Source organism: Pseudomonas sp. GW822-FHT04H02, from assembly GCF_058800645.1.
The window spans coordinates 1054333-1081009 of the sequence record NZ_JBXAMM010000002.1 but is presented as its reverse complement, the minus strand read 5'-3'; the positions used below and the strand labels follow the sequence as shown (position 1 = coordinate 1081009).

At 59.6% G+C, this 26677-nt stretch carries 27 protein-coding genes; all 27 read right to left on the bottom strand.

Features of this window, described 5'->3' with window-relative positions; all coding sequences use genetic code 11:
- Positions 1 to 372, bottom strand: coding sequence for a chemotaxis response regulator CheY (locus tag AC1RMG_RS11780; protein ID WP_003183998.1), 372 nt, complete (start codon positions 370 to 372; stop codon positions 1 to 3).
- 165 nt (positions 373 to 537) lie between these two features.
- Positions 538 to 1278 carry an RNA polymerase sigma factor FliA gene (gene fliA / locus AC1RMG_RS11775; RefSeq protein ID WP_011060003.1) on the bottom strand — a complete coding sequence of 247 codons (741 nt, stop codon included), beginning with the start codon at positions 1276 to 1278 and terminating at the stop codon, positions 538 to 540.
- Positions 1275 to 2105: a flagellar synthesis regulator FleN gene (gene fleN, locus AC1RMG_RS11770; RefSeq protein WP_011060002.1), complete on the bottom strand. Its 831-nt coding sequence runs from the start codon at positions 2103 to 2105 to the stop codon at positions 1275 to 1277. Before fleN ends, fliA begins: the two co-directional genes overlap by 4 nt.
- Before the next feature lie 118 nt (positions 2106 to 2223).
- Positions 2224 to 3546, bottom strand: coding sequence for a flagellar biosynthesis GTPase FlhF (gene flhF / locus AC1RMG_RS11765; RefSeq protein WP_011060001.1), 1323 nt, complete (start codon positions 3544 to 3546; stop codon positions 2224 to 2226).
- Between the two features lie 11 nt (positions 3547 to 3557).
- Positions 3558 to 5687: a flagellar biosynthesis protein FlhA gene (flhA, locus tag AC1RMG_RS11760; protein ID WP_011060000.1), complete on the bottom strand. Its 2130-nt coding sequence runs from the start codon at positions 5685 to 5687 to the stop codon at positions 3558 to 3560.
- 144 nt (positions 5688 to 5831) lie between these two features.
- The gene (locus AC1RMG_RS11755; RefSeq protein WP_493169255.1) at positions 5832 to 9350 is read right to left on the bottom strand and encodes a glycosyltransferase; all 3519 of its coding nucleotides are present in this window, start codon (positions 9348 to 9350) and stop codon (positions 5832 to 5834) included.
- 100 nt (positions 9351 to 9450) lie between these two features.
- A complete protein-coding gene (locus tag AC1RMG_RS11750) occupies positions 9451 to 10686 on the bottom strand; it encodes an FkbM family methyltransferase (protein WP_011059998.1) in 1236 nt (411 codons plus the stop codon).
- A gap of 58 nt (positions 10687 to 10744) precedes the next feature.
- Positions 10745 to 11311 (bottom strand): LbetaH domain-containing protein, encoded by a 567-nt coding sequence (locus tag AC1RMG_RS11745; protein WP_493169253.1) that lies wholly within the window; start codon positions 11309 to 11311, stop codon positions 10745 to 10747.
- A gap of 50 nt (positions 11312 to 11361) precedes the next feature.
- On the bottom strand, positions 11362 to 12495 hold the full coding sequence (locus AC1RMG_RS11740; RefSeq protein ID WP_169893791.1) for an aromatic ring-hydroxylating oxygenase subunit alpha: 1134 nt from the start codon (positions 12493 to 12495) through the stop codon (positions 11362 to 11364).
- 48 nt (positions 12496 to 12543) lie between these two features.
- On the bottom strand, positions 12544 to 13182 hold the full coding sequence (locus AC1RMG_RS11735) for an acetyltransferase (RefSeq protein WP_072451675.1): 639 nt from the start codon (positions 13180 to 13182) through the stop codon (positions 12544 to 12546).
- A 17-nt stretch (positions 13183 to 13199) separates the two neighbouring features.
- Positions 13200 to 13958, bottom strand: coding sequence for an SDR family NAD(P)-dependent oxidoreductase (locus AC1RMG_RS11730; RefSeq protein WP_072451676.1), 759 nt, complete (start codon positions 13956 to 13958; stop codon positions 13200 to 13202).
- A 56-nt stretch (positions 13959 to 14014) separates the two neighbouring features.
- Positions 14015 to 15055 (bottom strand): ketoacyl-ACP synthase III, encoded by a 1041-nt coding sequence (locus AC1RMG_RS11725; protein WP_072451677.1) that lies wholly within the window; start codon positions 15053 to 15055, stop codon positions 14015 to 14017.
- Positions 15056 to 15060: 5 nt separating this feature from the next.
- The gene (locus AC1RMG_RS11720; RefSeq protein ID WP_072451678.1) at positions 15061 to 15282 is read right to left on the bottom strand and encodes an acyl carrier protein; all 222 of its coding nucleotides are present in this window, start codon (positions 15280 to 15282) and stop codon (positions 15061 to 15063) included.
- Positions 15283 to 15364: 82 nt separating this feature from the next.
- Positions 15365 to 16486: a DegT/DnrJ/EryC1/StrS family aminotransferase gene (locus tag AC1RMG_RS11715; protein ID WP_125062195.1), complete on the bottom strand. Its 1122-nt coding sequence runs from the start codon at positions 16484 to 16486 to the stop codon at positions 15365 to 15367.
- 154 nt (positions 16487 to 16640) lie between these two features.
- The gene (gene flhB / locus AC1RMG_RS11710) at positions 16641 to 17777 is read right to left on the bottom strand and encodes a flagellar biosynthesis protein FlhB (RefSeq protein ID WP_015634638.1); all 1137 of its coding nucleotides are present in this window, start codon (positions 17775 to 17777) and stop codon (positions 16641 to 16643) included.
- Between the two features lie 3 nt (positions 17778 to 17780).
- The gene (gene fliR / locus AC1RMG_RS11705) at positions 17781 to 18563 is read right to left on the bottom strand and encodes a flagellar biosynthetic protein FliR (protein ID WP_493169250.1); all 783 of its coding nucleotides are present in this window, start codon (positions 18561 to 18563) and stop codon (positions 17781 to 17783) included.
- Positions 18564 to 18567: 4 nt separating this feature from the next.
- The gene (gene fliQ / locus AC1RMG_RS11700; RefSeq protein WP_011059988.1) at positions 18568 to 18837 is read right to left on the bottom strand and encodes a flagellar biosynthesis protein FliQ; all 270 of its coding nucleotides are present in this window, start codon (positions 18835 to 18837) and stop codon (positions 18568 to 18570) included.
- Positions 18838 to 18861: 24 nt separating this feature from the next.
- The gene (gene fliP, locus AC1RMG_RS11695; RefSeq protein ID WP_011059987.1) at positions 18862 to 19611 is read right to left on the bottom strand and encodes a flagellar type III secretion system pore protein FliP; all 750 of its coding nucleotides are present in this window, start codon (positions 19609 to 19611) and stop codon (positions 18862 to 18864) included.
- Positions 19611 to 20054 carry a flagellar biosynthetic protein FliO gene (fliO, locus tag AC1RMG_RS11690; protein WP_011059986.1) on the bottom strand — a complete coding sequence of 148 codons (444 nt, stop codon included), beginning with the start codon at positions 20052 to 20054 and terminating at the stop codon, positions 19611 to 19613. The genes fliP and fliO overlap by 1 nt, the downstream gene beginning before the upstream one ends.
- Complete coding sequence (fliN, locus tag AC1RMG_RS11685; RefSeq protein ID WP_011059985.1) at positions 20055 to 20516, bottom strand: flagellar motor switch protein FliN; 462 nt, start codon at positions 20514 to 20516, stop codon at positions 20055 to 20057. It abuts the gene before it with no gap.
- 55 nt (positions 20517 to 20571) lie between these two features.
- Positions 20572 to 21540, bottom strand: coding sequence for a flagellar motor switch protein FliM (gene fliM, locus AC1RMG_RS11680; protein ID WP_011059984.1), 969 nt, complete (start codon positions 21538 to 21540; stop codon positions 20572 to 20574).
- 9 nt (positions 21541 to 21549) lie between these two features.
- Positions 21550 to 22050 carry a flagellar basal body-associated protein FliL gene (gene fliL, locus AC1RMG_RS11675; protein WP_011059983.1) on the bottom strand — a complete coding sequence of 167 codons (501 nt, stop codon included), beginning with the start codon at positions 22048 to 22050 and terminating at the stop codon, positions 21550 to 21552.
- A 190-nt stretch (positions 22051 to 22240) separates the two neighbouring features.
- Positions 22241 to 23644: a flagellar hook-length control protein FliK gene (locus AC1RMG_RS11670; RefSeq protein ID WP_493169247.1), complete on the bottom strand. Its 1404-nt coding sequence runs from the start codon at positions 23642 to 23644 to the stop codon at positions 22241 to 22243.
- A gap of 98 nt (positions 23645 to 23742) precedes the next feature.
- Positions 23743 to 24087: an Hpt domain-containing protein gene (locus AC1RMG_RS11665; RefSeq protein ID WP_011059981.1), complete on the bottom strand. Its 345-nt coding sequence runs from the start codon at positions 24085 to 24087 to the stop codon at positions 23743 to 23745.
- A 30-nt stretch (positions 24088 to 24117) separates the two neighbouring features.
- A complete protein-coding gene (locus AC1RMG_RS11660) occupies positions 24118 to 25824 on the bottom strand; it encodes a SpoIIE family protein phosphatase (protein WP_493169245.1) in 1707 nt (568 codons plus the stop codon).
- Between the two features lie 5 nt (positions 25825 to 25829).
- Positions 25830 to 26135 (bottom strand): STAS domain-containing protein, encoded by a 306-nt coding sequence (locus AC1RMG_RS11655; protein ID WP_011059979.1) that lies wholly within the window; start codon positions 26133 to 26135, stop codon positions 25830 to 25832.
- 87 nt (positions 26136 to 26222) lie between these two features.
- Positions 26223 to 26672 (bottom strand): flagellar export protein FliJ, encoded by a 450-nt coding sequence (gene fliJ / locus AC1RMG_RS11650; protein WP_011059978.1) that lies wholly within the window; start codon positions 26670 to 26672, stop codon positions 26223 to 26225.
- Positions 26673 to 26677 lie beyond the last annotated feature (5 nt).

Sequence of the window (26677 nt, the reverse complement as noted above, 5' to 3'; positions counted from 1 at the left end):
TCAACCGATGCGTTCGAAGATTTTTTCGATCTTCTCTTTCAACGCCTGAGCCGTGAATGGTTTGACGACATAGCCGTTTACGCCGGCCTGGGCAGCTTCGATGATCTGCTCGCGCTTGGCTTCAGCAGTCACCATCAATACCGGCAGGTGCTTGAGTTTTTCATCGGCGCGCACGTGGCGCAGCAGGTCGATACCGGTCATGCCCGGCATGTTCCAGTCCGTTACCAGAAAGTCGATGCTCCCGCTGTTGAGTACCGGAATGGCGGTAGTGCCATCGTCGGCCTCGACCGTGTTGGTGAATCCCAGATCACGCAACAGGTTCTTAATGATCCGCCGCATCGTTGAAAAGTCATCAACGATGAGGATTTTCATGTTCTTGTCCAATTCGACCTCCAAGCAGTCTTAAACGCATCCAGCACCTGAACGCGCCATTCAATCAATCCGGCATAACACACAACGACTGCATGGAGCACATACTGCAAGACCGGTGCAGCGCTTGCTTCACCGGTCCTGAACGCAGTGTCCCCACACTGCCTGTCAGCGCGCTCGCCACTCCCCCAAACGCCCCCGCAAACGGGCTGCGCACTGGCTGTGTAACTGGCTGACCCGCGATTCGCTGACCCCCAGGACCTCACCGATTTCCTTGAGGTTCAGCTCTTCGTCGTAGTACAGCGCCAACACCAGTCGCTCGCGCTCCGGCAAATTGGCAATCGCATCCGCCAACGCGGCCTGGAAGCGTTCATCCTCCAGGTCCCGTGACGGCTCGAGATGAGCACTGGCGCCATCCTCATGCAGCCCTTCATGCTCGCCGTCCTGCAACAGGTCGTCGAAACTGAACAGGCGGCTGCCCAAGGTGTCGTTCAAAATCCCGTAATAATCGTCGAGACTCAATTGAAGTTCGGCCGCAACTTCATGATCTTTAGCGTCACGACCGGTTTTAGCTTCAATTGCGCGAATCGCATCACTGACCATGCGCGTATTACGGTGCACCGAACGCGGTGCCCAGTCGCCTTTACGAACCTCGTCGAGCATCGCCCCACGGATACGGATACCCGCGTAGGTTTCGAAACTCGCCCCCTTGCTCGCGTCGTATTTGGTCGACACTTCGAGCAAACCGATCATCCCGGCCTGAATCAGGTCTTCTACCTGAACACTGGCCGGCAACCGCGCCAGCAGGTGATAGGCAATACGCTTGACCAGAGGCGCGTAGCGCTCGATCAATTCGTACTGGCTGTCACGCGCCGACTTCTTGTAGAGGTTGTAGCCACTGGCAGTCATAGCACCGGTCCCGCTGTTTGATGCACTAGCCGCTCGACAAAAAACTCCAGATGCCCGCGTGGGTTCGCCGGCAACGGCCAGGTATCGACTTTTTGCGCGATGGCCTTGAACGCCAATGCACACTTCGAACGAGGAAAGGCTTCATAGACCGCACGCTGCTTTTGCACGGCCTTGCGTACGCTTTCGTCGTAGGGAACTGCGCCGACGTATTGTAAGGCCACGTCCAGGAAGCGATCCGTGACCTTGGTCAATTTTGCAAACAGGTTGCGACCTTCCTGAGGGCTCTGAGCCATGTTGGCCAGGACCCGGAAACGGTTCATGCCGTAGTCGCGGTTGAGCAGCTTGATCAGCGCGTAGGCGTCCGTGATCGAGGTCGGCTCGTCGCACACCACCAGCAGTACTTCCTGGGCCGCGCGGACAAAGCTGACTACCGAGTCACCAATACCCGCAGCGGTGTCGATCACCAGCACATCGAGATTGTCGCCGATATCGCTGAAGGCCTGGATCAGGCCAGCGTGCTGCGCGGGGCTCAGGTGCACCATGCTCTGGGTGCCCGAGGCGGCCGGTACGATGCGGATGCCTCCAGGGCCCTGGAGCAGCACATCGCGCAGTTCGCAACGACCCTCGATGACGTCGGCCAGGGTATGTTTCGGAGTCAGGCCCAGCAGGACATCGACATTGGCCAGTCCCAGGTCGGCATCCAGCAGCAAGACCCGCCGGCCGAGCTCAGCCAGAGCCAGGGACAAGTTCACTGACACATTAGTCTTGCCGACGCCACCTTTGCCGCCGGTCACCGCAATCACCTGTACGGGATGCATGCTGCCCATGTTCTTTCTTTACCTTGTCTTACTTAGACGGGGCCACATAACTGGCTGCGCGTTCACCATTGGAACAATGCATGGCAGACCATCGATGTAGATACACTGCAATCTATTCATGATTACCTCAGCCAACCCGTTTGGACGGGCTGTGGTAAAGGTCAGCGAACATGTCGGCCATGGCTTCCTCGCTGGGTTCTTCCTGCATCTGTACGCTTACCGCGCGACTCACCAGCTGATGCCGGCGAGGCAGGTGCAGATCGTCAGGAATCCGCGGACCATCAGTGAGATAGGCAACCGGCAGTTCATGACTGATGGCCAGGCTCAGCACTTCGCCAAGACTGGCTGTTTCATCAAGTTTAGTCAGGATGCAACCGGCCAGGCCGCAGCGTTTGTAGCTGTGGTAGGCGGCGGTCAGCACCTGTTTCTGGCTGGTGGTAGCCAGTACCAGATAGTTCTTCGCACGAATGCCACGACCGGCCAGGCTCTCCAGCTGCATGCGCAACGCCGGATCGCTGGCCTGCAGGCCGGCGGTATCGATCAGCACCACGCGCTTGCGCAGCAGCGGATCCAGTGCCTGGGCCAGGGACTGGCCCGGGTCCACATGGGTCACCGACACATTGAGGATGCGCCCCAGGGTCTTGAGCTGCTCCTGGGCGCCGATGCGGTAGCTGTCCATGCTCACCAGGGCAATGTTCTGCGCCCCGTACTTGAGCACGTAGCGCGCCGCCAGCTTGGCCAGGGTGGTGGTCTTGCCCATGCCGGCCGGGCCGACCATGGCGATCACACCGCCCTCTTCCAGAGGCTCGACTTCCGGGGTCTGGATCATTCGCGCCAGGTGCGCCAGCAACATGCGCCAGGCCTGACGGGGTTCGTTGATTTCGGTAATCAGTGCCAGCAGGTCGCGGGCCAGCGGGCCCGACAGGCCGATGCGCTGCAGGCGACGCCAGAGGTTGGCCTGCTCCGGACGGCTGCCCTGCAACTGGCTCCAGGCCAGGGAGCCGAGCTGCACTTCCAGCAGTTCGCGCAGACCGTTGAGCTCGAAACGCATCGAGTCCAGCGCCCGCGTATCGGCAGGTGGCGCTGCAGGAGCCGGCGCCGGGCGCGGACGCTCGGTCAGGGTCGGCTCGATCAGGGGCTCGGCCGCGGTCAACGGCAGGCCGGCGAACAGCTGGCGATTGGTGATCGAGGCACTGTCGCCCTCGCCCCGCAGGCTCAGTTCGGCCTGGGCGGTGACAATCCGCGACTGGGTCTTGCGCAGCTCGTCCTCGAGTTCCATGTTCGGAACCCGTGGCGACAAGGCCGACAACTTGTAATCCAGCGCAGCCGTCAGCTCGACACCGCCGGCGATCCGCCGGTTGCCGATGATGGCGGCTTCAGCGCCCAACTCATCACGAACCAGTTTCATGGCCTGACGCATATCGGCGGCGAAAAAACGCTTAACTTGCATAACCCACTACCTCAGCCGTTGGGCCCTACTGTCGCAACGATGGTCACTTGCTTGTTGTCCGGAATTTCCTGGTACGCCAGCACATGCAAACCCGGGACGGCGAGACGGCCGAACCGCGAGAGCATGGCGCGGACCGGCCCCGCTACCAACAGAATCACCGGTTGACCTTGCATCTCTTGACGCTGCGCCGCATCGATCAGCGAACGCTGCAGCTTCTCTGCCATGCTTGGCTCCAGCAGAACGCCTTCTTCCTGGCCTTGTCCTGCCTTCTGCAGACTGCTGAGCAAAATTTGTTCCAACCTTGGCTCCAAGGTGATCACAGGCAGCTCAGACTCAGTGCCTACAATGCTTTGGACGATGGCACGAGACAATCCGACGCGTACCGCGGCAACCAAAGCGGCAGTATCTTGACTCTTGGCGGCATTGTTGGCGATGGCTTCGGCAATGCTGCGGATGTCGCGTACCGGCACCTGCTCGGCCAGCAGCGCTTGCAGGACCTTGAGCAACTGCGACAGCGACAGCACGCCCGGCACCAATTCCTCGGCCAGCTTCGGCGAACTCTTGGACAACACTTGCAGCAACTGCTGGACCTCTTCGTGGCCGATCAGTTCGCTGGAGTGCTTGTACAGAATCTGGTTCAAGTGGGTGGCGACCACGGTACTGGCGTCCACCACGGTGTAGCCCAGGGACTGCGCCTGCGGCCGTTGGCTGATTTCGATCCACACCGCTTCCAGACCAAAGGCCGGGTCCCGAGCGGAGATGCCGTTGAGCGTGCCATAGACCTGCCCCGGGTTGATCGCCAGCTCGCGATCCGGATAGATCTCCGCTTCGGCCAGGATCACCCCCATCAGGGTCAGGCGGTAGGCGCTCGGCGCCAGGTCCAGGTTGTCGCGGATATGCACCGTGGGCATGAGAAAGCCCAGGTCCTGGGAGAGCTTCTTGCGCACCCCCTTGATCCGCGCCAGCAATTGCCCGCCCTGGTTGCGATCCACCAGGGGAATCAGGCGGTAACCGACTTCCAGGCCGATCATGTCGATCGGCGTCACGTCGTCCCAACCCAACTCCTTGGTTTCCAGGGCACGGGCCGGGGAAGGCAGCAGGTCCTGTTGACGCTGGACCTCTTCCAGAGCCTTGACCTTGACCTGGTTCTGTTTTTTCCAGACCAGGTAAGCGGCGCCACCGGCCACGGCCGCCAGGCTGAGGAAGGAGAAGTGCGGCATGCCCGGCACCAGCCCCATCACGGCCATCAGGCCGGCTGCCACCGCCAGCGCCTTGGGCGAAGCGAACATCTGGCGGTTGATCTGCTTGCCCATGTCTTCGGAACCCGAAGCCCGGGTCACCATGATCGCCGCCGCAGTGGACAGCAACAGTGATGGCAATTGCGCCACCAAACCGTCACCGATGGTCAGCAAGGCGTATACCCGGCCCGCATCGCCAAAGCTCATGTTGTGCTGGAAGATACCGACGGCCATGCCGCCGATCAGGTTGATGAACAGGATCAGCAAACCGGCGATGGCGTCACCGCGCACGAATTTGCTGGCACCGTCCATGGAACCGTAGAACTCGGCCTCCTGGGCCACTTCGAGACGGCGCAGCTTGGCCTGGTTCTGGTCGATCAGGCCGGCGTTCAAGTCAGCATCGATGGCCATCTGCTTGCCGGGCATGGCGTCCAGGGTGAAGCGCGCGCTCACCTCGGAAATACGGCCGGCACCCTTGGTCACCACCACGAAGTTGATGATCATGAGGATCGCAAAGACCACGATACCGACCACATAGTTGCCGCCGATCACCACCTCACCGAAGGCCTGGATCACCTTACCGGCAGCGGCGTGGCCCTCCTGGCCATGGAGCATCACCACCCGGGTCGAGGCCACGTTGAGCGCCAGGCGCAGCAGCGTGGCCACCAGCAGAATGGTGGGGAACACGGCAAAGTCCAGCGGCCGCAGGGCGTACACGCACACCAGCAGAACCACGATCGACAAAGCGATGTTGAACGTGAAGAACACGTCCAGCAGGAACGCCGGGACCGGCAACATCATCATGGCCAGCATGACCAACAGCAGCACCGGCACACCCAGATTGCCTCGACCGAGGTCAGCCAGGTTGCTGCGAGCCGTGTTGATTAACTGAGAGCGATCCACCGATTTACCCCGTTCCGTAAAGCAAACTTTTGACGCCTGAAGCGGCACGGGGCTGCTACTGCAAGAAACCTTCCAACTTTTACCGAAAGGAAATATGGCGCCGGCATTGAGCCGAAAATGCCGGAAACCTCAGAGTGGCCGTGATTAATCCGGCAGCCAGGCAGCACGCCACGCCATCAATGCGCTAGCGTCCAGCATCCAGTCGCGCCGGACGACTTCACGCAGGGCATCCCCGGCCCGGGCATTGGCCTGTGGATCATCCAGATGCATGCGGATGGCCGCCCTCCAGTCCTGGAAGTGATTGGCAACCCGAGTCACCGGCAAATCACCGCGGAAACACGCCAGATCACTGCAGATGACCGGATAACCACAGGCGCCATACTCCAGGAGACGCAGGTTGCTCTTGCACTCGTTGAGCAGACTCTGCTGCATGGGCGCTACTGCCAGATCCAGATTCAGCCTGGCCAGCGCCGCCGGATACAGGCTGATCTCCACACCACGATGCACTTCCTTGACATAGGGCAGCAGTTCCTCGGGACAAGCCCCCATGAACACCCAGTCGACTTCCGTCGCCAGGGCTTTCACCACCTCGCCGATCACTTGAAGATTGGCCAGCTGCCAGTCCGCGCCTGCCCACCCTACCCGGGGCTTGTCGCCGGCACACCGCTGGCTGCTTGGCAACGCCCCCCAGCCCTGCTGGTCCAGACGACTGTGGATGACCCGGGTATCCGGATGCAGGCCATGCAGAGCGTCGGCCAGGGCTTCGGTGGACACCACCAGGCGATCGACGCAGGCCACGGCTTCGCGCAAATAGTAGGAAATATCCCCAGGCGTCATGCCCTGGGCAGCCTCCCCAACAGCCAGGCTTGGCAGGTGATCGTTCAGCTCAAAGACCTTGAAACTGCGCGAGAAGGCTTGCGCACGACGCATGGCGCTGAGCGACTCCTCGCCGATGTGGCGCTGGAAAACCATCGAATCCGGGGCCACTCGCGCCAGTTCGGCCGGCGATAACAGCGCCATCGACAGCACCCCGTCGATCAGGCCCGCCGAACTCTGCTCCTCCATCGGTCGAATGGCCCGATAGTGACCACTGCCATAACGATCCGAAGGATGCACCAGCACCACTGGCAACGGGCGCCAGATCAGCGGACGCCAACTTAACGACGGCTCGGCCAGTTGGAAGCCCTTTGGCTGCCCCAGGGAAAAATTCAGGTTGTAGGCCGGGTCCCGCGCCAGCACCGAAAGCCAGCGCTGGGACAAGGCATCTTCATCCCGCGGCGCAAACGCGGCCGGCGGCATACCGTGCATGACCCGCGCACGCGGCGTCCACACGGTCAGATAACCATGGCCCGCCAGGCGCAGGCACAGGTCAATATCCGCTCCCGCCTCAGGGAACAGCTCGGCATCCCAGCCACCCACCCCATCAAACAGGGCTTTACGTACCATCAGGCAGATGTCGGCGACCGCACTGCAATTGCGATCCACCTGCAAGCCATTCATGTACCCGGCAGCGTCGGCCTGCTGCCCGGCAAATGCTGCCGCCCCGCCGGCCGCCAGCCCCAGGATCAATCCGCCATGGCTCACTTCGCCATCACTGGAGAGCGCTTTGGCCCCCACTACCGCCACCTCCTGGCGCAGCGCGTGATTCAACAGCGCATCAATCCAGCCACCGTCGAAGATCGCCGTCAGCGCACGCAGGAATACCAGATATTCACCAGAAGCCTGCTGCGCCCCCAGGTTGTTGGCGGTGGAACGATCCACGGCATAAGGCAGGCTGACTACCCGGATACGCTCAGCCGACAGCTCCGCGACAGCCTGCAACCACTGCCTTGCCTCTGCGGCCTGACAGGCGTTATCGACGATCAGCAACTCGTAGAAAGGGTAACGGGTGTGCTCCAGGACACTGAAAATACAGCGCTGCGCCGCCGCCAGGTCGTCACTCACCACCACCACGATCGATACCAGGGGGCGGGCCTGGTGCCCGTAGTCGATCAGATAGTGTCCCGCAAGCGAGCTGTCGACCTGCGCGCTGGCATAGCCACGCTGCGACAGGTGCTCGACCAGCGCACGGCGCTCATCTTCATTTTCACCCAGGGCCACGGGCGGACAACTCAGCAGCAATTCCGGGATATGCCCGAAACCGTCAATGCCACCTTGATTGATCAGGCGCAGGATCAGCTCGAACTCCAGGGCCCGCGCGTAGGCACCATCAAAACCACCCGCCTCGATCAGCACCCGACGCCTGAAGATCCAGTGACGCGCCAGCACCCCCGGGAAACTCAGCAGGTAATCCAGGTTGAAGTCCGGGCGCAGCATGACCCCCGTGTCGCCATTGGCTTCTCGCAGCACGCCATCACAGAACACTGCACGGCAGTCGGGATCCGGCAGCAACTCCAGGCTGGCGACCAACAGGCCGCTTGGCGTGAACTCATCACCAGCGCGGACCAGCACACACCATTCGCATGCATCTTCTTGCAGCAAACGATTGACCTGCTCTGCGTAGTTCGCCTGAACCGGTGTGAAGTGCAGCTCGGCGCCGCCGGCAACCAAGCCCGGCGCCTCATGCCCCAGTACCGTCACTTTCAGTTGCACAAGCCCCTGCGGCTGCGCCGCCAGGCTATGCAGGGTGCGCGCCAGCGCCTGGGCATCCGCGGCCAGATCAAGGACGATGATGCCGATTGAAGGAGCACCGCCGCCGGACTGCAGATAGCCTTCCATCAAATGCAACTGGGTCGGGCTTGGCACCCGCTGCTCGATCCAGCTGTTGATCTGCCGGTCGGCCACGCCCTTGGCGTAACTCTGTCGCAGAGCGGCCAGGATATCCACCGGCTCGAACCTGTCGCCGCCATACAGGGAACGCACCGAAACCAGATGGTTATCCAGCCCCCCTCGATGCCAGCCCAGTTCGCGCAATGTCCGTTTGAAATCAGCGTGCCCCTGGTTACCGATACCCGGCTTGTCGCGCCCCTGCTGACTACCCTGCTGCAGGGACACTCGGAAATCGGTCAGCGGCTGCTTCAGCAACGCCAGGTTGCCCTTTTGCAGCAGCTTCACATACATCGCCAGGTCGCCCACCCAATAGATCAGGCAACCATTGAGCGACATAAGGCCATCCCCCAGCGCCAGCAGATCCTCTCGGCGACAAAGCACGCAACTCGGCTCGCCGATGAAGTTGAGGCTATGGTCGGCCAGCAGGCTGGTCAGCTCCTTGCCATCGATAACCACATCGGTAGCGAAAGGCAGGGATGTGGCCAGGGCATCCGGTTGCGGGACCCCGTCGGAATCGATCAGGCGGCGACGCGAAGACGCCATGGCCACAGAGGGATCTGACTCCATCGCAGCCACCAGTTGCGCGACACATTCAGGGTGCAATACATCGTCGTCATGGAGGAACTTGATGTACTTTCCACTGGCGACTTTTATGCACTCAATGGCATTGAAGAGCTCGCCGCGCAGAGACTCATTGAACTCATAGCGAATCGGAAAAGAGCAGGACTCCTGATAACGAGCCGTGCACTCACGGATGGTCCCGGTACGCGAGTCATCGCATACCACCACCTCCAGATGCTCGTAGCTCTGCGCACAGACACTGGCCAGCGCCGCTTCAAAGTAAGTTGCCTTGTAAGCAGGAATGACCACACTGACCAGTGGCTTTGCGCTCATATAAACCTTCTTGCTAGTTAATGCCGATAGCCCGCCACCTTCGCTCGAGTGGCACAGGCCCAATCAAATGGCGCGCCAATGCAGCGCGCCAGCACGCAGATCAATAGAAGTACAGGCAGGTATCCCAGCGCTCTTCGGTGTGGTGGCGCAGGCCGATCTTGTAGTCGCCACGCACACTTTCGACAAAACGGGTGATATCCAGCAAATCGCCAGACCGGTGATAAGCCGAAATGGCCATTTTCGGGCGCCCACGACTGATGTGCTCACGGGCCCCTTGCAAGGCCTGCAATTCCGCCCCTTCGATGTCCATCTTGATCAGCGTCGGGCTGTCATCAAGCAATGAATCCAGACGGCGCACATCGACATCCCGGCAGATGGCCTGGGCAGTAGCGGCAGATAACAGGTGACCGCCGTGCCCGCCCTCATGCAAGAACGGCATCTGCCCGTCTTCGTTGCTCAACGCACAACCCAGCAACTCGATGGCACCTGACTGGGCAGGCGCGAGAGTACCGTTGTAACCGCTGATGAAGGATTGAATGGTGGCCCGATTGACTTCATCCGGCTCGATCATCCAGATCTTCTGGAAGCGGCCGTCGGTCGCATCGAGAAAGGCCTTGGCGGACTCGGCAATCGAGGCGCCACAGTCAGCGAAGCGCTCATTCTGATCAGGCAGCCACAAGCCGGAACGGAAATACAGGGTCAAGTAGGGCTTGGCAGCGTTGAGTATCCACTCGGGGTCGCACGTCAAATGGCCGAGCAAAACGCTGAACAGGGTGAAGCGTGAATAGTCATCGTCCAGACGCCGCCCGAGAGCGATCAACTCCTGGGCGTGAGCAACAATGTAGCTGCCCCAGTCATCAATCCGATGGTCGCTCGCCGGGTTGATGGAAAGCAGCCGCAAGCCCTGCTCAAAGTTGAGCATGGGGATGTTGTTGCGCAGCGCCAGGCTTTTGAAATAACGCCGGGAGTGATCATACCGACAGCCATTGACACTGATCAGCGCAGTATCCCGGGCCAACTTCAGGAAGGCATCCGAACTGATCACCGGAACGCCATGAAAGCTTTCCATCTTGCCGGCCTTGAAGTCGTCGACCACGGCAACAATCCGCACTCTGCCGGCAGCTTCATTGATAAAGAGTTGAGAGAACTGGGTCGTTCCCAACAGCACGACTTTTGTTTCACGCCCATTTGCGTCGTAGACATGACAGGCCTCAGGCGCAATACAGAAGCGCGGATCATGTTGATACGCAGAGACCGCCCGCTGAAAGATGGTGACCAGGTTTTCATAGTTACCAGCCACTTCCAGCCCTTTAACACCAGCATAATTACTCGGCATACCCACTCCAGAAACGGCCCGCCCAATTGCCTGAGCGAATCGGCAAGATAATTAACATTCAGTTTTTCAGGATTCTGGCGCCATCTGGCATCAGGGCATCATAAAAGGACTTGTCAGCAAGGACTTCCGGCAACTTCCCGCCCAACAACCACTCGCAATGGCGACCGACTTTCGTGCCCGCCAGCGCAAAGCTGCCAGCGGAGAGCGTGGTGCCCCTGCCGATTTCCACACCGCGCCCCAGGGTCACACCCGCCTGCAAGGTCACACAGGCCCCTAGCTGCACGGAGCAATCCAGAGTTACCTGGCGATCAAGCCAGGAGCCCAGCCCCACTACCGCACCGGAGGCCAGGTTGCAGCCCGCACCCACATAGGCATTGCCTTGCAGAACGGCGCTTTCTTCAACAATGGATCGAGGCGAAACCAGATTGAACAGGCGATACCCCGCCAACCGAACCTGGGCAATCAACTTGTATCGCGAATAGTTGACCGCACGCTCATCCAGCGCCACAAACACTTCGAAGTCTTGCGCCGGATACCGGTCGATGAATTCATCCAGCTGAAAGTTGTAACGATCAGCCGAATGCAGGCGGTGCTGCACATGGGGCAAGCCCAGCTCAGTGGCCATCTGGCAGGCATGTTCGAAGGCCAGGCCCTCTCCCAGCACTATATGGGAAGTCATGGGCGCTCTCCCAAAACATGAGTTCTATACCAGAGATGCTGTTGAACGATATGCGCCTCATACTCGCCGTGCATGAAGCGCCGAGAGTGCTCACCGAACCCATCCTGCAAACGCTCGAGCACAACCGTGTCCTCGGCTATGACCTTGCGCTCGCCACGAATCAAAGTTGCCAGCAAGGCAGTAAAGTCGGTGCGGACATCCTTGCGTGTGGCGGTCATCATCCACAGGTGATAATCGGTAACCCCAGGGGATACGGGATCGTACTGCTGAAGTAGAAAGTGATCACCCTTGACACTACAGAAGTTGACATTGGGATAAATGAACCAGTTGTAGTAGGCATGTTCACTGCCATATTTTTCGCACAACGGCGCAAACCAGTTCTCGTAGGGCTTGATCAGAGCCTTGGTGCTGTAACTCAGCGAGTCAAGTTCAGGAGATTCGGCAGCAGAAATCAGCCTGATAACTTCCGATCCTCCGTCATCGCCAACTACAGGGATCTCCTTGACCATTTGATTCATGGCCGGCATGAAGGTTTGCGGATGAATAAAAGGAACGTGGTTATAGTCTTTCACGTTCTCCATATTCAACTTCCAGTTATACCGGACCTGATGGCAACTGTAGATAATCTGCGAATCCAGATGAGAGGACACATCCTGCAACTGCCCGATGAACTCATCCGTAAATTGCTCATTCAGTGCAATGGGACTCTGCGCAAAATTCACAAACAACAACTGGCCGACTTCCTCCAGATGAAGTTTCTTCAGGCAGATCTTTTCTCGCTCCGCGGCACTGAACTGGTAAAGCCCATGATTGGGAATGCCACGCAACTCGCCCTCGGCACCAAATGACCAGGCATGGTAAGGGCAGACCATAGGGCGCTTGCCGGCACTCTCGGTCTGAATAGGCGACAGCCGATGGGGGCACTCATTGATAAAGGCCCGGATACCGGCTTCGGTTCTCTGAACCAGGATCGGCACACCCGCCACCTTGCGAGTGAAGAACTGATTGCGCTCGCGCACCATCGACGTGAACCCGACGAAGGTCCACAACGCGCCAAACAAGTGGGCACGCTCGCGAGAAAGAGTTTCCTGGGAGGTGTAATGGCTTGCATCCAACGCATGACGCGACATAAAACGTATCCACAAAAAAGACCGAGCAGCGAGATGAATACCCAGCCTTCAATCCTGCTTGGTGAAAATGACTCGAGCAGGGTTGCCCACCACCGTCGCACCGGCAGGAACATCCTTGAAGACCACGGCTCCCATGCCGATCACCGCTCCATCACCCACAGTGACCCCGCGGGACAGCATGGCCCCGGAGTTGATCACCACACCGTTGCCCACCTTGACGTAGCCAGCCAACAAACAACGGGGAGCGATATGTACATAGTCGCCAATCACTACGTCGTGACCGATCATGCTGTCTTGATCGATAAAGCAGTAATTACCGATCTGACTATCAACGCCGCAACTTACGTCATAGCCGAAAAACGTTGGCCCCCAAGCTGTTCTAACACCAAGGAAACCAGGTCTTCCATAGTCAATGAACTTCGCGCCTTTGCCGAGCAGCAGTTTCACCTGTTTTTCTCTACTCGCAGGATCTCCGATCGCAACGATAAACAAGTCGTCGGACTGTGGTTGAAAATGCTCCGGATACCCTAACCAGGGACAATTAAGAATCTCCGCTACAACCTCAGGCCCACGCTCATCCAGAAAACCGGCGATGATCCAATCAACTCCACAGGCTACATCAGCCTCCATTCGAGCCAATACCTGACGCCCAAGTCCGCCAGCCCCCAATATGATCACTCGCCGCATATTGCCCCCATGGCTCGTTAAATGGTTAACCCACCGTCCATGATAAGCGTCGAGCCAGTTATCCATCGGCTTGCATCGGAGAGCATGAAAATGCATGCATTGGCTACATCATCCGGCATACCAAAGCCCAGAAGTTGCCCTTGGCCCAGCGTATCCATGGAGACCATCTTTTCAGCATCGTCCACCAAGGGCGTATGTACCAATGCTGGCGAGAGACAATTAACCCGGATTCTATGTTTAGCCACTTCCGTTGCAAGGCATCGCGCCATGGCAATCAATGCTGCCTTGGTACCGGAATAGCCGCCAACCCCTGCCACTCCTTTATGTGCAGCAATGGATGCAATAAATAAAATAGCCCCATCAGCCGCAACAAGATTGCGTCTCAAAACACCTTGAGTCAGCAGAAAAGGGGCTTCGACATTGGTTCGGTGAAGCACTTGAAGATGGGACTCAGTCATCATCCGAGTTGGAGACAGCCTGGAGATCCCTGCTGAATGTACCAAACCGTGTATCTTCGAATCGAGTGCAGCGATTACAGCATCTCGCTCAGCCGCAACGGTAAGATCCGCTACAACCATTTTATGATCCAGACTCGAAATGCTCTGCAACTCTTCAAACGTCTTGGTCAGGCGCTCCTTATCACGCCCAGTGGCAATAATCTCGGCGCCCATGCGAGCACAATTCAAAGCCGTTGTGAGTCCAATCCCCGAACTGGCCCCGGTCACCAAGACCCGCTTGCCCTTGAGACTGAATGGATTAAAGCTGTTATCAGCCACTATGCTGCCCTCCGAAGAAATTTGCGGTCAGTGGGAGGAGTGACCTCCCGGCCCTATCAGGACTCAATCAAATCAGGAAACTTCGCCCCTTGGATATCCACCAAGCAGGTTCCCCATGACAAGCCAATACCAAACCCTGACAGCACTAAACGCTTAGTTCCTTCTTCAAGCTGTTTATTGATTCGTGCAGTCATGGTGACTGGCAGCGAAGCACCGCTGGTGTTGCCAAAATCCCGCAAGGTCGAAGGAACTTTCTCGACTGGAAGTTCCAACTTTCTACGAATGGTTTCGTTGATCATGCGGTTGGCCTGGTGAAAGATGAAGTAATCGACTTCGTCTTTTGAAACATTGGCATATTCAAGCAATTTTTCTACCGCCGGTGGAACCCGCTGAGTGGAAAAGCTCAGCACCGCAGTACCGTCGAGTTGCAAGTCGACAGCTCGATGCCAGTGATCATTTTCATTCTCACGGAATGGCACCAGATGCTGTATGCCTACCGGCTCACGATGCCCACCAACCGGAAGGATGATCGCTTTGTGGCCGCTACCATCGCTATTCAGGTCGAAGTACATGGGCGGGGCATCCGCACAGAACTCCATCGCCGTAGCGGTGCCGGCATCCGAAAAGATCGGGTCATTGAGCTGGGCACCGCTGTCCCCAACCAGCACCAAGCCTTTCTTGATACCTCCGGCACTGATCAGCGATCCGAGCAGATGCAGGCCGAACGGATAGCCGGAACACCCGAGGTTGACGTCGAACGCCAGGGTGGTATGGGGCAACCCCAGACGATCCTGAAGAATGATCGCAGTGGCAGGCGCCAGGTAGTCCGGGGACTGGGTAACCACGATCAGCGCGTCGATTTCCTCGAGCTTCCACTCCAGGCTTTCAATGAGCTTGGAGGCTGCATCGAAGGCCAGGTCGGAAAAACACTGCCACTCTTGCGTCAGCCTTCGCAGCTCGATACCGATATTGCGCACCAGCCTTTCGCGTTCTGGGCGAATCTGCGGCTTGCAATCAGTCAGATTGGAAACAACTCGTTTAGGAACGCAAGTTGCCATACCGGCAAAGCGCACGGAATTCAACGTAACGAGTGGCATGAGGCTTATCCTACCAAGTTGTAAAGATCACCAACGGTAACAGCCTTTTCAAGGTCGTCGCCCGAGATCACTTTCTTGTACTCAATATCAAACATGACAATCACACCCAATGCCGCGAGCGAATCCCACTCTGGCAAATTGCGCAACTCCGTCTCCATGGTGACTTCAACTGGCTCCTGAAAATCGGTGGCAGACAGAAAGTTTTCGATAAATGCTTCTTTGCTCATAACAGCCTCTTAATAATCAGAATCTGCGGTTTAAAATTCCGCAAAACACTCGCCTTCTTGGCGAAAGTCCCTCTCCAGTACGTTATATATTCGCCGAGTTTCCTGAGCGAATGACAGTAACGATCCGTTGCAGGTCCTCTGGCTCCAACCCTGGATAAATGGGCAGACAGATAACCTTTTCAGCCAATGCTTCGGCCACTGGCAAAGCATGGCGATGAAGTCCCTCCATACCTTCATACACCGACATCTGGGTAATCAGGGGATAGAAATAACGGCGCGCGAATATATTGTGCTCCTGCAACAACCCATAGAGTTGATCGCGGCTCAGCGCATATTCGGGCTCAATGGCAATCGGAAAGTAGGCATAGTTCGAGACAAGAGCGGCCGGTACCGGGTCCAGGTTAATACCTTTGATGGTTCGCAATTCAGAGCGATAGAAACAATCGATAGCTCTACGCTGTTCCAGGGCCGCGTCGATATGCTGCAGCTGCAAGAGCCCGAACGCAGCATTTACTTCACTCATCTTGCCGTTGATGCCACAGGTCACCACCGTGACCTCATCCACAAAACCAAAATTCCTCAATTGATCGATATGCAACTTTGTCTGTGCATCCGGGCTGATGATCGCACCGCCCTCGAAGGTATTGAAAACCTTGGTTGCATGCAGACTCAGGACACTGAGGTCGCCATGGCGCAGTACACTGCCACCGGCATCCTCCACGCCAAACGCGTGGGCACCGTCAAAAATTACTTTCAATCCATGTTTATCGGCGATGGCCTGAATCGCCTCTACATCACAGGGATTGCCATAGCAGTGCACCGGCATGATGGCGGTCGTCTGTGGCGTAATGGCCTGTTCTATCTTTTTAGGGTCGATGTTGAAGGTCTGTGGATCGATATCGACAAACACCGGGGTCAAGCGATTCCACACCAAGGCATGGGCCGTAGCGACAAAAGAATAAGGCGTGGTAATCACTTCACCCTTCACATGCAGCGCTTGTAAAGCGGTAATCAGGGCCAATGTTCCATTGGCAAACAACGACAAATGCCCGACCCCCAAGTAACGAGCCAGTGCTTGCTCAAGTTCTTGATGGAAGGGACCGCAATTGGTCAGGCGCTTGTTTTTCCAGATCTGCTCCAGATAAGGAACAAATTCCTCTAACGGCGGCAGTAGCGGACTGGTAACTGTAATTATTTTTTCCATGACTTATCAGTTCTGAGCAGTTCGAACATCCCAAAGAACAAAGTCAATCCACCCGCTTTTTTCAGATTGATTCTGCCTAGTCAAAAAAGTAACCATTTCCATACACTGGCTACCCACAAGCAATAATCCAGCCAACAACCTGGCGGCGCTCGCCTCAGGAGTCGCGCTGCAGATCCGGTGGAATCGGCAGGTCCTTGAGCGGATCCGGGCGCTTGCCCTTGCCCGCGCGGTGCTGGCGGATCTGATAGACGTAGGCCAGTACCTGGGCCACCGCCAGGTAAAGCCCGGCAGGAATCTCTTCTTCAAGCTCGGTGGAATAGAAGATCGAACGCGCCAGGGCCGGCGACTCCAGCAACATGACTTCGTGGGCCACGGCGATCTCGCGAATCTGCAAGGCCAGGAAATCGCTACCCTTGGCCAGCAGCACCGGCGCCCCGCCCTTCTCGGCATCGTATTTGAGCGCCACGGCGTAGTGGGTCGGGTTGGTGATGACCACATCGGCCTCCGGGATCGCCGCCATCATCCGCCGCTGGGACATCTCGCGCTGCAACTGGCGAATCCGCTGCTTGACCTCAGGCCGCCCCTCCTGGTCCTTGTGCTCGTCGCGCACTTCCTGCTTGGTCATCAGCAACTTCTTGTGGGCCTGGTACAGCTGCACCGGCACATCCACTGCGGCAATCAGGATCAGCCCGCAGGCCATCCACAAGGTGCTCCAGCCCACCACCTGGATACTGTGGATGATCGCCTTCTCCAGGGGCTCATGGGCGATACGCAAGAGGTCGTCGATATCTGCCGAGAGCACCGAGAGCGCCACGAACAGCACCAGGGCAAACTTGGCCAGGGCCTTGAGCAGCTCGATCAACGCCGTGGGGGAAAACATCCGCTTGAGGCCGTTGGCCGGGTTCATCCGGCTGAACTTGGGCGCCAGGCTCTTGCCGGCGAACAACCAGCCGCCCAGGGAAATGGGGCCGATGACCGCCGCCAGCAGCAGGGTCAGCAGTACCGGCTGCACCGCCAGGATGGCGATCTTGCCCGAATGCAGCAGGTACAGGCCCATGGCCCCGGGGCTGAGCAGCACTTCACGGGGCAGGGAGAAATTCAGGCGCATGATTTCCAGCAGGTCCAGGGCCAGGCCACCACCATAGACCAGCAGACCACCCGCCCCCGCCAGCATGATGGCCAGGGTATTGAGCTCCTTGGAGCGGGCAATCTCGCCCTTTTCCCGGGAGTCCTTTTTGCGTTTCTCCGTGGGCTCTTCTGTCTTGTCCTGACCGCTCTCGCTCTCTGCCATGGCTCAGCGTGCCCTCGCCAGTTCGCGCAAGAACTGCAGGGCCTCGGAGGCCAGCGGTTGATACTGATTGAGAATGTCAGCCAGGCTGATCCAGACGATGCCCATGCCCAGCACCAGGGTCAGGGGAAAGCCGATGGAGAAGATGTTCAATTGCGGCGCCGCGCGAGTCATGACGCCAAAGGCGATGTTCACCACCAGCAGCGCGGTGATTGCCGGCAATACCAGCAGCAGCGCCGCCCCCAGCACCCAACCGAGCTTGCCTGCCAGCTCCCAGTAATGGTTGACCATCAGGCCGCCACCCACCGGCAGGGTGGTAAAGCTCTCCGTAAGCACCTCGAACACCACCAGGTGGCCGTTCATGGCCAGGAACAACAGGGTTACCAGCATGGTGAAGAACTGCCCGATCACCGCCACTGACACACCGTTGGTGGGGTCGACCATGGAAGCGAACCCCATGCCCATCTGGATCGCCACGATCTGTCCGGCAACCACGAAAGCCTGGAAGAACAGCTGCAGGGAAAACCCCAGTACCGCGCCGATCAGGATCTGTTCGGCGACCAGCAACAGGCCGCTGAGATCCAGGGCGTGCACTTCGGGCATGGGCGGCAGCCCCGGCGCTATCACCACGGTGATCGCCAGGGCAAAGTACAAGCGTACCCGCCGCGGCACCAGGGTGGTCCCGAAGACCGGCATCACCATCAGCAGCAAGGTGACCCGGAACAGCGGCAACATGAAGCTCGCCACCCAGGTACTGATCTGGGTGTCGGTCAACGCCAGCAGGGACATGGGCTCAGCCGATCAACTGCGGAATACTGCCGTACAACTGACGGATGTATTCCATGAAGGTTTGCACCAGCCAGGGCCCGGCGACAATCAGGGTCACCAGCATCACCAGCAGGCGCGGCAGGAAGCTCAGGGTCTGTTCGTTGATCTGGGTGGCGGCCTGGAACATGGCCACCATCAGGCCCACCAACAAGCTGGGCACCACCAGCACCGCCACCATCATGGTGGTCAGCCAGAGCGCTTCACGAAACAGGTCTACCGCGACTTCCGGAGTCATTGTCGATCACCCGCAAACAAGGTTTTAAACACCACCGAAACTGCCCGCCAGGGTACCGATGATCAACGCCCAACCGTCCACGAGGACGAACAGCATGATCTTGAACGGCAGGGAAATGATCAGGGGCGAGAGCATCATCATGCCCATGGCCATCAGCACACTGGCCACCACCAGGTCGATGATCAGGAACGGAATGAAGATCATGAAGCCGATCTGGAACGCAGTCTTGAGCTCGGAGGTGACGAAGGCCGGGACCAGGATGGTCAGCGGCGCCTGGTCAGGGCTGGCGATGTCGGTGCGCTTGGACAGGCGCATGAACAGCTCCAGGTCGCTGCTGCGGGTCTGCGCCAGCATGAAGTCCTTGATCGGCACCTGAGCCTTGGCCACGGCGTCCTGGGCGGTGAGTTTTTCCGCCAGGTAAGGCTGCAAGGCGTCCTGGTTCACCCGGTCGAACACCGGCGCCATGATGAACATGGTAAGAAACAGCGCCATGCCGGTAAGGATCTGGTTCGACGGGGTCTGCTGCAGGCCCAGGGCCTGACGCAGGATCGAGAAGACGATGATGATCCGGGTGAAGCTGGTCATCAGCATGACGAACGCTGGAATGAAGCTCAGCGCCGTCATGATCAGCAGGATCTGCAGGCTGACCGAATACTCCTGCTGGCCGCTGGCATTGGTGCCAAGGGTGATCGCCGGGATCGACAACGGGTCCGCCGCCAACGCCAGCGGCGCCGCCAGCATCAGTGCCAACGTCAAGATGATGCGCAACGGCATTACTTCTTATCCTTCTGATCCTTGCCCAACAGCTCCATCAGGCGCTGGGCGAACTCGGGCGTCGCCTGCTCGGCACTGGGCACCTGCACCGGCTCCTTGAGTACATGCAACGGGGTGATGGTGCCCGGGGTCAGGCCCAGCAGGATCTGCTCGTTGCCAACCTGCACCAGCACCAGGCGATCGCGCGGGCCCAGAGCCCGGGAGCCGATCAGTTCGATCACCTGCCCCTTGCCGGCAGGACCGGCCTGCTGCACCCGGCGCAACAGCCAGGCCAGGAAGAAGATCACGCCGATCACCAGCAGCAGGCCCAGTACCAACTGGGTCAACTGGCCGCTGACACTGCCGGTCACGGGCGCAGCCGCAGCCACCGCGGCGGTGGCCGCCGGCTCCGCGGCCAGGGCGCTCAGGGGCAGCGCGAATGCAATGCCAAGCAGCTTGTTCACTTAGCGCAGCTTCTTGATGCGTTCGCTGGGGCTGATCACGTCAGTCAGGCGAATGCCGAACTTTTCGTTGACCACAACCACCTCGCCATGGGCGATCAGGGTGCCGTTGACCAGCACGTCCAGCGGCTCGCCGGCCAGGCGATCGAGCTCGATCACCGAGCCCTGGTTGAGCTGCAGCAGGTTGCGAATGTTGATATCGGTACTGCCCACTTCCATGGAGATCGATACCGGGATATCCAGAATCACGTCCAGGTTAGGGCCGTCCAGGGTGACCGGCTCATGGTTCTTCGGCACGCTGCCGAACTCTTCCATCTGCAAGCGCCCGGAACTTGACGCGGCGCCGGCGTCCGCCGCCAGCAGGGCATCGATATCCGCCTGACCGGCATCACCGGTTTCTTCCAGCGCAGCAGCCCACTCGTCGGCCAGCGCCTGGTCGTCCTGGGAGTTAATTTCGTCAGCCATCATGGGTCCTCGACGGGCAAAAATTCATTGAACAGCAAACAGGTTGGAGCGCCGCTCAACGGCGCTCGATCGGCTCGATCACTTGCAGCGCCAGGTTGCCCTTGTGGGAACCCAGCTTGACCTTGAACGACGGCACGCCATTGGCGCGCATGATCATGTCTTCGGGCAGTTCCACCGGGATTACATCGCCAGGCTGCATGTGCAGGATGTCCCGCAGGCGCAACTGACGACGGGCGACAGTGGCGCTTAGCGGCACGGCCACATCCAGCACGTCCTCGCGCAGAGCCTTGCTCCAGCGTTCGTCCTGGTCGTCCAGGTCGGACTGAAAGCCGGCGTCGAGCATTTCGCGGATCGGCTCGATCATCGAATACGGCATGGTCACGTGCAGATCGCCGCCACCGCCATCGAGCTCGATGTGGAAGGTCGACACCACAATGGCTTCGCTGGGACCGACGATGTTGGCCATGGCCGGGTTCACTTCCGAGTTTATGTACTCGAAGTTGACCGGCATGATCGCCTGCCACGCCTCCTTGAGATCGACGAAGGCCTGCTCCAGCACCATGCGCACCACCCGCAGTTCGGTCGGGGTGAATTCGCGCCCTTCGATCTTTGCGTGGCGGCCATCGCCGCCGAAGAAGTTGTCCACCAGCTTGAACACCAGCTTGGCGTCAAGAATGAACAGCGCGGTGCCGCGCAGCGGCTTGATCTTCACCAGGTTCAGACTGGTGGGTACGTACAGCGAGTGCACATACTCGCCGAACTTCATTACCTGCACGCCACCCACTGCCACGTCAGCCGAACGGCGCAGCATGTTGAACATGCTGATACGGGTATAGCGAGCGAAACGCTCGTTGATCATTTCCAGGGTCGGCATGCGTCCACGGACGATGCGATCCTGGCTGGTCAGGTCGTAGCTTTTGACACTGCCGGGCTCGGCAGCGTGTTCGGTCTGTACCAGACCGTCGTCGACGCCATGCAACAGCGCATCGATCTCATCCTGGGACAGCAGGTCCTGCACGGCCATGTCGTGTTCCTACTGCAGTACGAAGTTAGTAAAGAGCAACTGCTCGACCACCACTTTGCCCACCTCTTTCTGCGCCACTTCCTGAACGCTGGCGGTGGCCTTCTGGCGGAGCATTTCCTGGCCGACCGGAGTGGCCAGGGTGTCGAAACTCTGCCCGGAGAAGAGCATGACCAGGTTGTTGCGGATCACCGGCATGTGCACTTTCAGCGCATCCAGGTCGGCCTGATTGCGCGCCAGCAGGGTAATGCTCACCTGCATGTAGCGCTGCCGGCCGTTCTGCGTGAAGTTGGCAACAAAGGCTGGGGCCATGGGCTCGTAGATCGCCGCAGGCTTGACGTTGCTGGCGGTCTCTGCAGCCGGGGCCGGCTTGCTCTGAGCACTGTGCATGAAGTACCAGGTGGCGCCGACCGACAGGCCGATGGCCAGCAACAACGCCAGGACAATCAAGAGGATAAGCTTGAGTTTGCTTTTCCCTGCGGTGGGTTTTTCTGCTGCTTCGCTCTTCGCCATGCCAATAATCCGTCACTAATCGGGGGTTCACAGTCGCACGGCAAGGCAAGAGCAAGTGTTATGCCAGATTTGTCAGAAAGGCAGGGATCAACAGCGAAGGGCAATGCTGCGAAGGGAAACCTGGGGTGCAAGCTGTTGCAGTTACACCGCGAGGATCAGTGCAGGGGCCGGTAGCGACCCCCGCCACAGGTCAGGCGTAGTAGTCGACGGCGCTGCTGCCGATCACGGTCTGTACCGGAGCCTGCACTTCTGCCACGGCCGGGGACGACTCATCATCGCCATTGTCCAGGCGCCCGCCGCTGGTGCTGGAACCGCTGCGGCGATTCTGCTCCTGCTGCGCCTGCTCCTGGCCCTGCCAGCCACGGGACTGATCGGAGACGTTGACGTCCACCTGCCCCAGGCCCTGCTGGTTGAACATGTCGCGCATGCGGTGCATCTGCCCTTCCAGGGCTTCGCGAACGCCAGCATGGGCACTCATGAAGGTGACCTGGGTCTGCTGGTCCGGAATCATGTGCACGCGAATGTCCAGGCGCCCCAGCTCGGCCGGCTGCAACTGGATGTCTGCCGACTTGAGGTTGGTGCTGGACAGGTACATCACCCGATTGACCACCTCTTCGGTCCAGCCATTCTGGTGCATGGCCAGCGGCTGGTTGACCGGCACCGCGTTGGCCGTCTTGGGCGTCGCGGCCTGGGTCAAGGCCGCCAGGCGATTGGCGAAATCATCCACCCGGGTATCACTGGAAGCCCCCTTGAGGCCCTTCAAGCCATCGGCGATCAACCCGCTAAAGGCCTTTTCGCCGCCCTGCTCGGTGCCGCTCTTGCCCGCCTGCTGCTCGAGCATGCCGGCCATGCCATTGGCGAAGTTCTGCACCGAGGCCAGCTGCCCTTCATTGCCGGCATTGCCTGGCGCGGCCTTCGGCTGGCTCTGGCTGGACGCCGACACATGGCCGCCCTGCTCCATGGCCAGGCGCACCGCAGGTAAGGCATCCAGAGGATCAGCCTCGGGGTCGAATTCAGGCTTGGCCGGCTCGACGGGTGGCGCCACCACTGCGGCAACGAGGGCCGGCGCAGGGGCGACGGGAGCCGCCTCGACCTGAGGCGGCGCAGGTGTCGCCGGGGCCGGTTCAGCCGGCACCACAGGCTGTGGCGGCGCGACCTGTACCAGGCTTGGATCCAGCATCGGATCGCTGGGGGGCGGGGTGTCGGTTTGTGCGGTATCAGCCGGCTTCGCAGCATCAGTGGGCGCTGTTTTGCTGTCGCTGCTGTCGCTGCTGGCCGGCTTGTCGGCAGGCAAGGATTTGCCGCTATCGGCAACGGCTGGCTGCGGCGCGGCAGAAGAGTCCTTGCTGACATCCTTCTTCGGGCTACTGTCAGCTCCCTTGTCGCGCACCGGCTTGGGCGAGTTGTCGGCAAAGCTTGGAGGCTTGGCCTGCGGCTGGTTCTGGGATTCCTTGGCGTAGAGCTGCGCGAAGCTGGAAGCCTTGTCCCCAGGCTCGGCAATGCTCGCCAGGGGGCTGACAGGTGCCGCTTGAGTCTTGGACTTAGCGCTGGCCTGGGCAGTGGCCTGAAGAAGCGAATTAGGGGTAACAGCCATGGGACAGTCTCCGCTGCACGGGGATCATAGGTACAGTTGGAAGACTTGACTGCAAAGGCCGGGCCAGCTTTATCAATCCGCAGATAAAAAGCTGTTTCTCAACAATGAAAGCGCTGCAGCTCCTGCTCGCACAAGCGTCGAACGATAGCGAACTCGCCGTCGATCTCCCCCACCAATTGTCGAATGCCATCTGCGGCCGACTGCCCGGCCCGCAGTTCCAGCTGATGACAGAGTTCGGCCAGGCGGGTGGCGCCCATGTTGCTGCTGCTGCCCTTGAGGCTGTGGGCGGTGGCTACCAGCAAAATCGTATCCTCGGACTTATGCAGCAGCCGCACACGCTCCTCGGAATCGCAGACGAAGGTATCCAGCAGGACGGGATATTCATCCTCCATGACCTCTTGCAAAGCATTGAGCACCGTGTGGTCCAGATGAATCTCAGCCACTTGTTCACTCCTTGATCAAGAACCCGGGAATTATGCCAGAGACTCCCACGAAAACTCCACGCAGACACTGCGCCCATCATCCGCCCACACGGCCTGCCGGCTCATCTGCCGGATCAGACTGACGCCACGCCCCGACAGACGCTCCATATCATTGGGCCGCGCCAGGACCGCAGCCACATCGAAGCCCTCGCCACTGTCCTCGACGCGCACCACCAGGCGCCCTCCCGCTTCCAGGGGCTGCACTTGCAGATGCACCCGGACAAAACCCTCCTGCAACTGCGCAAGCCGGGTCGAGCGTTCGCGGTAATAGCGGGTAAACCCCTCGGCATCGCGCTTGAGCCGCGAGTCGAGCTTGAGCACGCCATGTTCCAGGGCATTGGAGTAGAGCTCTGCCAAAACGCTGTACAGCGCCCCGCTCTGGGAGCGCAGGCCATGCACCTCAAGCAACAGTTGCAGCAGATAGGGCAAGGGATTGAAACGCTTGAGGGTGGCAGCCCGAAACTCGAAACTCACCGACCAGTCCAGCGGGCAGGACTGGCCACTGTCGGAGTACACCAGAGCCGGCGGCGCCAACCGGGGAAACTCCGGCAACCCCACCTCGACCATGCTCACATCATCCCGGGCACTGCCGCCAAAGCGCTCCAGGGCCTGCCGGATCTCTTCGAACAGCTGATCTTCCTGGCGATTGGCGGCAAACACCTGGTGCAATCGCTCGACGCCAAACAGTTGCTCCTCGGTGTTACAGGTATCGATCACCCCATCCGACAACAGGAAGACGCGGTCTCCCGGCGCCATGGAAAACACTTCGGTGCTGTCCTCGAAGGCCTCGGCGCTCAACACACCCAAGGGCAAGTGGCGAGCCACCAGCGGCGTGCGTGCGCCGCTGGCGTGCCGATACAGATACCCTTCGGGCATGCCGCCGTTCCACACCTCCACCGCCCGCCGCTGGGAACTCAGGCACAGCAGGGTGGCACAGCAGAACATGTCCACGGGCAGGATGCGCTTGAGCTTGGCATTCATCTCCCGCAGGGTTTCCGGCAGGCCGTAGCCCTTGGCGGTCATGCCGTAGAACACCTCTGCCAGCGGCATGGCGCCTACCGCCGCAGGCAGCCCATGGCCGGTGAAATCCCCCAGCAGTACGTGCATGTCTCCGGCCGGGGTGTAGGCCGCCAACAACAGGTCGCCGTTGAACAGGGCATAGGGCGATTGCAGGTAACGGATATTCGGCGCATCCAGGCAGCCGGCATGGGCGACCTTGTCGAACACCGCCTTGGCCACCCGCTGCTCGTTGAGCAGGTAGTCGTGGTGGCGAGTGATCTGGTCACGCTGGTGCAGCACGGTCTCTTGCAGACGGCGCAGGCGGTCCATGGCGTTGATCTTGGCCCCCAGCACCACCGGGTTGTAAGGCTTGGCTAGAAAGTCGTCGCCACCCGCTTCCAGGCAGCGGGCCAGGGCCTCGCCGCCGCTCAAGGAGGTGAGAAAGATGATCGGCACCAGGGTCTCGCCAGCCAGGGCCTTGATCCGCCGGGCAGCCTCAAAACCGTCCATCACCGGCATCAATGCATCCATCAGCACGATGTGCGGGCGCTGTTGCTGAAACAGCTGCACCGCCTCGGCGCCGTTGCTTGCCGCCAGCACCTGATGCCCCTGGCGCCGGATGATGCTGGACAGCAGCATGCGGTCCGCTGCGCCATCTTCGGCGATCAGCACACACAGGGGCTCGAGCATCGACCGCATACCGGTCAACTGATGTCGAAAAGCTTGTCGAAGTTGGAGATGGCGAGGATCTTGCGCACATCCGAGTTGCTGTTGATTACCCGGACATCGGCGTTGTCGCCGCCGGCGTGGTCACGCAGCAACAGCAGCATGCCCAGGGCCGAACTGTCGAGATAGGTGGCTTCCTTGAGGTCCACCACGATGGACTCCGGTGTCCGGTTGAGTCGCTCGTAGGATTCGCGAAACTCCTGGTGGCGTCCGAAATCGAAACGGCCTCTGATGGAGATCGTGAGTTTTTGCCCGTCCGGGGATATTTCTGTAACGACCGACATGTGACTGCTTCCTTGTCATTGACGACGTCTAAAAGGTTTAGCACCCACTCGCCGGGGGGACAACCCGCACGGGGCAAATGAGCACCATCAGTATGGGCTCTGACGAGGCAAGCGTTGGGAAAGTTCATCCAGCAACTTCTGCTCACGCTTGTCCTCAAGCGCCCGCGCCTCGTCGATATAGCGCTGCACCAGCTTGCGCAGCCCCTCGACCCGGGCATAGGCCTGCTGCCAGGCTTCCCGGGCGCGATCGAGGTTGTTCTGGTGCCAGGCCAGGCTCTGTCGCTGCTGACCGACGGCGGTATCCAGCTGGCTGAGAAAGTACTGGTAGTTCATCAGCCAGTGGCCACTGACCCCCAACTTGCCGCGCTCGACCCACTGTTCCTGGTAGTCGCCACGAAAACGCTCCAGGTCCCCCAGCTTGCTCTCGGCCACACGCACCTGGCCGTGAAAGTACTCCAGGCGCTGGGCGGCCGTGCGCTCGGCACTCTCTGCCATGTCCACCACCGGCGCCAGGCGCGCGGCACGGCTATCAGCCATGGCCG